Raw genomic sequence first — 7414 nt, forward strand, 5'->3', positions numbered from 1 at the left:
TGCTCAGAACACGCCGATCTCGGCCAGCGCGCCGGCCAGTTCCGGCGGCAGCGCGTCCTCGGCCTGACGGTGCGCGGGCAGATCGCGCGGCGCGTCGGCGGGCGCCAGGTAGCGCCAGCCCTGGAACGGGCGGCGCGGCGCCGGCGTGGTGCGCACCAGCACCGGGTCGAGAACGATGGCGCAGCGGCGGATGCCGTCCTCGCCCGAGACCTCGTCCAGTCGCACGATGCGCTGGCGGGCCTGGATAAGACCCTTGATGACCCAGTAGATCGAGCCGCCGGACTCGATCTCGGGCTGCTTCTTGGGCCACATCCGGGTGACGTGGCGCGGCAGGCCGTCCGCGAAGCGCCGGGCGTGGCCTTTCTGCCACGCGACCAGCTGCTCGACGCTTTCGGTGCCGGCGCTCAATTTCAGAAGATGGATGTGCTTATCCACAGATTCTTCCCCAATTCCCACGTATATTGTAGCTGACACTCCGCGCGCTTCAATCAGTTGTGGTCGCATGGCCAAATGCGCTAGATTGATCGCCTGCCGGAAACAGGGAATCGACCGCCATGTCACGCTTTGCCGCCCCCATCGCCGAACAGATATGGGACATGAAGTATCGCCTGAAAGAGGCGGACGGCACACCGGTCGACCTTTCGGTCGAGGACAGCTGGCGCCGCATCGCCCGGGCGCTGGCCGCGGTCGAGAAAGATGCGCCCGCCTGGGAAGAGAAGTTCTACGCCGCGCTCGAGGACTTCAAGTACCTGCCGGCAGGCCGCATCACCGCAGGCGCCGGCACCAGCCGCAGCGTGACCCTGTTCAACTGCTTCGTCATGGGCACCGTGCCCGACACGATGGCCGGCATATTCGACATGCTGAAGGAGGCCGCGCTGACCATGCAGCAGGGCGGCGGCATCGGCTACGATTTCAGCACGATCCGGCCGCGCGGCGCGGCGGTGCACGGCGTGGCGGCAGACGCCAGCGGGCCGCTGTCCTTCATGGACGTCTGGGACGCGATGTGCCGCACGATCATGTCCGCGGGCTCGCGCCGCGGCGCGATGATGGCCACGATGCGCTGCGATCATCCCGACATCGAGGACTTCATCGCAGCCAAGTCCGACAGCGCGCGGCTGCGCATGTTCAACCTGTCCGTGCTGGTTACCGACCCGTTCATGGAGGCGGTGAAGGCGGACGGGTCGTGGGACCTGACGTTCGGCGACAAGGTCTATCACACCGTGCAGGCGCGCGACCTGTGGAACCGCATCATGCAGGCCACCTACGATTACGCCGAGCCGGGCGTGATCTTCATCGACCGCATCAACCAGCAGAACAACCTGCACTACGTCGAGACGATCGCCGCCACGAACCCCTGCGGCGAGCAGCCGCTGCCGCCCTACGGCGCCTGCCTGCTCGGCTCGATCAACCTCGCCCGCCTGGTCCAGAACCCGTTCGAGGAGGACGCCGGGATTGACGACGCGGCGCTGGACGATCTGGTCGCGACCGCGGTGCGGATGATGGACAACGTCGTCGACGCGTCGAAATTCCCCCTGCCGCAGCAGGCCGAGGAGGCGCGCAACAAGCGCCGCATCGGCCTGGGCGTCACCGGCCTTGCCGATGCGCTGCTGATGACCGGCCTGCGCTACGGATCGGAAGAAGCCGCGGTAAAGACCGGCGAGTGGCTGCGCCGCATCGCGCGGGCGTCGTACCTCGCCTCGGTCGAGCTGGCGAAGGAAAAGGGCCCCTTCCCGCTGTTCGACGCCGAGCCTTTCCTGGCCTCGGGCATGATGAGCCGCATGGACGACGACGTGCGCGACGCGGTGCGCAAGCACGGCATCCGCAACGCGCTGCTGACCTCGATCGCGCCCACCGGGACCATCTCGCTTTACGCCGGTAACGTGTCGTCGGGGATCGAGCCGGTCTTCGCCTACAGCTACACCCGCAAGGTGCTGCAGAAGGACGGCAGCCGGACCGAGGAAGAGGTCGTCGACTACGCCGTGCAGATGTGGCGCGATCTGAAGGGCGACGCCCCCCTGCCCGAGCATTTCGTCAACGCCCAGACGCTGGCGCCGCTCGATCACGTGCGCATGCAGGCCGCGGCGCAGCCTTGGATCGACAGCTCGATCTCGAAAACGATCAACTGCCCCGAGGACATCTCGTTCGAGGCGTTCAAGAGCGTCTATCTCGAAGCCTACGAAACCGGCTGCAAGGGCTGCACCACCTACCGGCCGAACGACGTCACCGGCAGCGTGCTGAGCGTCGCGCCGGAGAAGCCGAAGGCCGAGAAACCGGCGCCCGAGCTCGTCGCCCCCGACGACGCAGAGCCGCAGCAGCCCCACGGCGACGTGGTCTACATGTCCGAACCGCTGGAGCGTCCGTCGGAGCTGGAGGGTGCCACGTACAAGCTCAAGTGGCCCGACAGCGAGCATGCCATCTACCTGACGATCAACGACATCATCGTCGGCGGCCGTCGGCGGCCCTTCGAGGTCTTCATCAACTCGAAGAACATGGAGCACTTTGCCTGGACCGTGGCGCTGACGCGCATGATCTCGGCCGTGTTCCGCCGCGGCGGCGACGTGAGCTTCGTGGTCGAGGAGCTTAAGGCCGTCTTCGACCCGCGCGGCGGCGCCTGGGTGCAGGGCAAGTACATCCCCTCGATCCTGGCCGCGATCGGCGGCGTGATCGAGCGGCACATGGTCGCCATCGGCTTCCTCGAGGGCGAGGGCACCGGCCTGAAATCCGACCCGACCGCGCAGGTCGTCAACCTCGGCACCCCGCGAGGCAAGCCCTGCCCCAGCTGCGGCCAATACGACCTGCAGATGGTCGAGGGCTGCATGACCTGCCTCAGCTGCGGGCACAGCAAGTGTCAATAGCCATACGGTAAGTTCAGTAACGGACATGCCGCATCTATTCGGTGGCACCGCGAATGCGCTGAATCGATGGTGTTTTTTTACTCTGAACAAGAGGGGGCCGCGAGCACGGTAGACAGAATAGATTTCGCTAATTAGCCGATTAGCTTGTCCAGTTTTCGGGGTTCCGCGAAGCAGAAGTGTCCCGGTGAAGCACGACGGAAGCGCAGCCGAGCAGGGCGGAGACCTCAAGTATCGGAGCCCTGATCGGCTGTGCGTGCTTGCCGCTCCGCGCGGCTTCTCTGGTAGTAGAGCTTCATCAACGATGGGCGTCCAGGGAGCGTGCGACCGGTCCTTTCGCATTTGTTTCGCTGCTTGCCTTCGCGAAGCGTCTTCGGCGGTGGCATGTTCTCGGTGATCGCCGGGTGGGTGACGCGCTGACCCTCGTTGAAGAGACGAAATGGCAGCGGCACGCCTTTCCAGCAAAGCCCCCGGACACCTGACGAAGAACTTCAACCCTGTTCAGCTCACGCTCGCTCATGACCAGCATTCCCTCGGCCACACTCCATTCCCGCCCAAACAGCGATGTGCAGCGCTTCTACTGCTTAGATGCGGGACATTTTAACTTTGCTCGTACACCATGTGATGTAGTTTCGGATCTAACGCCTAGGTGTTGTCCGGTTATTCCATGCGCAGCTACTCCGTCGCCCTTCGCCGCTTTCAAACCCCGCAAGGTCAGGCTCGCGGCATTCTTCAGAACGCGAATACATATCAACCCTCGATCATCGGCTCTCTCTATGAGGCTTCTCTCAGCCGGCGCTGCGCGTCCCCAAACACGCTGTACCGAGCCCTAACGTCAGCGCAGGCACTCCTCTCTTGGGCGAACGACACGAACATTGACCTGGAGCGTCAGCTTCTTGCCGGCATACCGCTCGACATCAGGGATATTGAGGCCTTCGCCCACTGGCTCGAAATGCGTTGCCGAAAAGACGCCGCAACGCTCACGCGCGCTAGCATTAAGACCTACAACGCGCACTTAGCCGGGGCCGAGCGCATGGTGACTTGGTTCGTCGACCAGTACTACGACATCGCCCATGAGAAGCTGCCCCGTGGCGTCCTGCTCGACGCCCTCCACCGCACATCGCGGAGAGCATGGAAGAGCCAGCACATCAAAGAGGCCGCGGACTCCGCGGCTCCAGATCTTTCCGACGACGACATCTCGACCGTCGAGACGTTTCTTCACAGCGCTGCAAAAGCCAACAATGCAGAGCCGCGTTGGGTGCGCGCCTACTTGATCTGGCGGTTGGCCATCGAGTTCGGCATGCGCATCGGCGAGATTCTGGCGCTGAGACTGGAGGATTGCCCGAGTCGCGCCAATCCCGCTTTCCGTGTCGTCCGCATCGAGGACCGCAAAGGCTCGCCGGATCCACGCGGCGTCTATGCCCCGCGTCCGAAGACGCTTGGGCGCGATCTGGCTCCGATTCTCTCTAACACTGCTTTCCCGCATCTTGTAATTGATTATCAAGTCGATCACCGCTTGAAGCGCGTACGTCGAGCAAGCGGACGTGTCGTTCGGCGACCAGTTTTGTCCCACACCTATTTGCTTGTGGACGATGAGGGAAACCCGCTGTCTGTTTTTACCGCCCGAAACCTAGCAAAGGCAATCGAACACAACACCGGAGTCTTATTCTCCTGGCACCTTGCCCGCCACGCATTCTTCAATCGCGCTTACAGCGCGGTTGCAGGCATCGAATTTCCGACCGAGCGCACCATACGCCTTGGTGACCTCATTTACTGGGGCGGCTGGCGCGATCCGGGTAGCCTCGACTGCTATGTTAGACGCGCGAGGAAAGATCGTGCGCGAACTGGCATTGCCATCTGGAACGGCTCCAACCGTTGGGACGCCTTGGAGTGATTTTCGATTCCACATCAGGCTTCTGGACCGATTCGCATGGTGCGCGTTTCATTAAGAACGAATTCGACCCCAATCGTCCTACCTTTCTATCCGTCACGGAAGAGCGCTGGACCGGAAAACGTCTACAGAAGACGTTCACGCTATCGTGGCCAAAGGACCTAGACCCTAATCTACATAGCCTTCTCCAAGACACGCTGAAGCGCCGCATGCGTCGCCAATCGCCTTCGGCCCTCGACAAGTATCGACAAATTATCCAAGTCACGGCCGATCTGCGCATCAAGGGTCGACGTCTCCGGGCCGACGATCTTCTCAACAGCGAAAAGGTCCGCGTTCTCTGGGACGCGGTTCACAGCGACCTGCGGCCCTATTTGCGCGGGCTGCTCCCCGAGCTCATCGAGGCGTACGATCCCCATGGGGCCTACGCCATGTCGCTCCTTCTGAAAGACTGGACCGCCAAACGCCGACTGAATTGGAAGCGATCGGTACTCGAATGGAATCCACATGATGGCTCCATGACATCCGCCGAGCTGGAAGTACTGCGCGCCCACCTGTCTCCGCCGGAAACAGAAGGGCTGTATGAGCATTTCGGGCGCCTCATTGTTCGCCTTAGCCTCGCTACTCTCCGCCGCCCCTCCCAGTTAATTTCCATTGCCGCCGATGGGCTGCGTCGTATCTCGACGACCGTTGGAACAACGGCCGACCTCCGTGTTCCAACGGTCAAGGCACAGACAGGAGCTAGCGCGCCTTGGCTGCCAATACCTGCCGATCTTGCCGATGACATCGACACCTATCGTTCCCGTCCTGAGATCAAGGGTGCGGCTGTTTCTAAGGACCTGCTGCTTCCTATCTCTTTTGGATCATTTGGCACTGCTGCGTTGCGCGTTATCGCGCCAAACGCCTCTCAGGCCAAACACGCGGCGCAAGAATGGGTGAAGAAACGAAGCATCATCAGCCCGCGCACAGGACAGCTTCTGCACATCAATATGCGCCGAATCCGGCACACAGGCGCGACGCACCTGGCGATGCAAGGCTATCCGCTCGAACTCATCCAAGATGTTCTCGAGCATGCCAATGGAATATCCGCGCGGCACTACATCGACGCTGTCGGCGCCGAGTTTCTTCCCACATTCGAAAAAGCGGATCGCAACCTTGGCGGCCGATTCTCAATGATGCGTGAGGCCTGGTTCAAGGGCAAGATTGTCGACCGCGAAGAAGCCCTCAACCGCCGCATAGTTGTTCCTGACCCGAGCGCGCCCGCTGCTGTCGGCGCGTGCGGCAAAGGCGGGACCTGCCCCGTCCATCCGCTCTTTAGCTGCTACTCCTGCGCGCATTTCCTAGCGTTCCGCAATGCCAAACACCAGAAGGTGCTGGACTTTGTCGAGGCCGAGTACGCGCGTTGGCGCGCCGTCGAAAGAAGCAATTCCCGCTCCAAAGCCATTAAAGATTTCGATCGCATCGCTGCTGGCGTGCAGGAGGTCATAGACCTCATCGATCAGGAGGCCTCGGATGACTGCGATTGACACGCTGCGAGTTCTTATTCGCGACGCCGGCGGCTCTGCATCGCTCGTCGACGCGCTGCCGCGCTATTTCTCTAGCGTACCGGATTGGCTTAACCCGGAGTCCGACACCTGGAATGTTGCACCGCTGCATCGTCGCGCGGACGTAAAAACGTATACGATCGATTTCACCCGCGTTGCGCATTGCGAGCTTCGAGCCGTCGCCCGCGCTCACTCCCTTTGGCAGATCGTGGAGCGCCAGGTCGGGCCAGCGTCCCTCTGTGCAGCGCTCAACGTATTCGTCCACTTGGGCAATCAAATTGGCTCGCGCCCTCTTTCCACTCTCAAGACGGAAGACTTCCTCGCCGTCGAACGGTTATTGAAGGATCGCTATGCGCAAGGAACGTCCGCGCGCGCGTGCGCCGATCTTCAGCGCGTCGCGACATGGCTGAATCGGCAGACCGGACTGCACCTCGATTACACATCAACGCTGCGGCCGGCAGCAGTGCATGGACGAGAGGCGACCGACGAGAGCCGCTACGGAAAGCTTCTTCCTGACGCCGTCGTGGCCGATCTCCTCGCCGCCAGGCATGACCCGGATCTGTCCGATCGCGACCGCTTCTTTCTCGCCGCGATTGCAATTTCCGTCGCCACCGGCTTTCGCCTAAGTGAACTCCTCGCGCTTCCCGTCGATTGCCTCATCCAAGACGAGGGCACGCTTCTAGTGCGCAGTTTCGTTTCGAAACATGGAAAAGCCGCGCCACGCCCCGTGCCGCCAGAACTTGCCGACATCGTCGTAAATGCCGTGGAACACATCCGTGCGGTGACGGAGCCAGCTCGCCATAGGGCACAGGCCTTGGCTCAAAATGCGCCCACCGACTGGTCATCTGTCGTTCGTGCTCCTGATTCGGTGCTTGAGTATTTCCTGCGATTGTGGCTGGCGGATTGGATCGCCGACCCCGAGCACCGGATGATCGACCTGCGTTGGGCATATTATTCGCGAGGCAAACGCTCGCAGTGGTTTCCTATCGCGGACCTTCTAGAGCGGTATGAAGGCAATCTATCTGCCATTTCGCGTGAGCTGAATGTATCTCGGGCAAGTGTGGCGAGGATGGTTAAACAAATCAAAGCCGCAGAACGCGGGGAAGTGTATCTCGGAGCCAGGACCGCGG

The 7414-nt window shown here is 61.9% G+C and carries 5 protein-coding genes; 4 read left to right on the forward strand and 1 reads right to left on the reverse strand.

Annotated elements, in window-relative coordinates; all coding sequences use genetic code 11:
- Positions 1-3 precede the first annotated feature (3 nt).
- Positions 4-435 (reverse strand): DUF1489 family protein, encoded by a 432-nt coding sequence (locus ACFDTC_RS14045; protein WP_375259510.1) that lies wholly within the window; start codon positions 433-435, stop codon positions 4-6.
- Between the two features lie 119 nt (positions 436-554).
- On the opposite strand from ACFDTC_RS14045, the gene ACFDTC_RS14050 reads away from it, so the two are divergent.
- The 4 genes from ACFDTC_RS14050 to ACFDTC_RS14065 form a co-directional block, all read left to right on the forward strand.
- Positions 555-2855, forward strand: coding sequence for an adenosylcobalamin-dependent ribonucleoside-diphosphate reductase (locus ACFDTC_RS14050; RefSeq protein ID WP_375259511.1), 2301 nt, complete (start codon positions 555-557; stop codon positions 2853-2855).
- Positions 2856-3519: 664 nt separating this feature from the next.
- Entirely contained in the window at positions 3520-4746 is a 1227-nt protein-coding gene (locus ACFDTC_RS14055) for a hypothetical protein (RefSeq protein WP_375259512.1), read from the forward strand.
- A complete protein-coding gene (locus ACFDTC_RS14060; protein WP_375259513.1) occupies positions 4743-6266 on the forward strand; it encodes a site-specific integrase in 1524 nt (507 codons plus the stop codon). The genes ACFDTC_RS14055 and ACFDTC_RS14060 overlap by 4 nt, the downstream gene beginning before the upstream one ends.
- The coding region (locus ACFDTC_RS14065; RefSeq protein ID WP_375259514.1) for a hypothetical protein at positions 6253-7414 on the forward strand (1162 nt) is incomplete at its 3' end. The genes ACFDTC_RS14060 and ACFDTC_RS14065, both read left to right, overlap by 14 nt.

The organism is Citreimonas sp. (assembly GCF_042096055.1).
Taxonomy (GTDB): domain Bacteria; phylum Pseudomonadota; class Alphaproteobacteria; order Rhodobacterales; family Rhodobacteraceae; genus Citreimonas.

What these genes read in the sequence shown, in the direction of transcription:
- ACFDTC_RS14050 (WP_375259511.1), top strand. Translation starts at nt 555, where the DNA reads ATGTCACGCTTTGCCGCCCCCATCGCCGAACAGATATGGGACATGAAG.
- ACFDTC_RS14055 (WP_375259512.1), top strand. Translation starts at nt 3,520, where the DNA reads ATGCGCAGCTACTCCGTCGCCCTTCGCCGCTTTCAAACCCCGCAAGGT.